1 protein-coding gene and 1 pseudogene are annotated in these 897 nt (G+C 75.4%); one reads left to right on the top strand and one right to left on the bottom strand.

Annotated elements, in window-relative coordinates; translation table 11 throughout:
- Positions 1–443: pseudogene (locus tag KBX39_RS32105) on the top strand (type VII secretion integral membrane protein EccD); the annotation flags it as partial.
- Between the two features lie 57 nt (positions 444–500).
- Here the strand turns inward: KBX39_RS32105 and KBX39_RS32100 are convergent.
- Positions 501–897: inorganic diphosphatase (locus KBX39_RS32100; RefSeq protein WP_210874183.1), on the bottom strand; the 397-nt coding region annotated here is incomplete at its 5' end.

Raw genomic sequence — 897 nt, 5'->3', positions numbered from 1 at the left:
GCGCCGAGGAGGTGCTGACCGGGATGCTCCTCGGCCACGCGCTGCTCGCGGTCGGCGCGGTCGCGGTGCTCGTCGCCACCGGCCGGACCGCCGGGCTGCTGCTCGCCGCCGTCGCCTGCGGGGTGCTGCTGCTGCGCTCCCGGCTGTTCGTCGCGGTACGCCACCGGGTGCCCGCCGTCGTCGCCGGGCTGGCCGGGTACGCCCTGCTCGGCGCGGTGCTGGCCGAACGCGCCGGTCCGGCCGGCCGGTTCGCGCTGGCCGTGGGCGGGCTGGCGCTGGCCCTGGCCGCGGTCACCGCGGGCGCCACGTACGCCCGGCGACCCGTCTCCCCGTACCTCGGCCGGCTGGCCGACCTGACCGACACCGCGCTGGTGGTCGCGGTCGTGCCGGTGGCCTGCGCGGTGCTGGGCCTCTACGACCGGGCCCGCGACCTGCTCGCCTGAACACGCGGAGGCCCGGGTCGCGAAGCGCGACCCGGGCCTCCGGCGAAAGCGTGAGCGTCAGTGCAGCGTCTCGCCGCGCTCCTCGGCCTCCTTGGCGCGCCGGTACGAGGCGGCGATCTCCGCCTCGGCCTCGACCCGGCCCACCCAGGTCGCGCCCTCGACCGACTTGCCCGGCTCCAGGTCCTTGTAGACCTCGAAGAAGTGCTGGATCTCCAGCCGGTCGAACTCGCCCAGGTGGTGGATGTCGCGCAGGTGCTCCTGGCGCGGGTCCTCGTAGGGCACGCAGAGGACCTTGTCGTCGCCGCCCTTCTCGTCCGTCATCCGGAACATGCCGATGGTCCGGCAGCGGATCAGGCAGCCGGGGAAGGTCGGCTCGGGCACCAGCACCAGCGCGTCCAGCGGGTCGCCGTCCTCGCCGAGGGTGCCCTCGATGAAGCCGTAGTCGGCCGGGTAC

The organism is Micromonospora sp. D75 (assembly GCF_018070405.1).
Classification (GTDB): Bacteria; Actinomycetota; Actinomycetes; order Mycobacteriales; family Micromonosporaceae; genus Micromonospora; species Micromonospora chalcea.
This window is presented reverse-complemented; position numbering and strand designations above follow the sequence as displayed.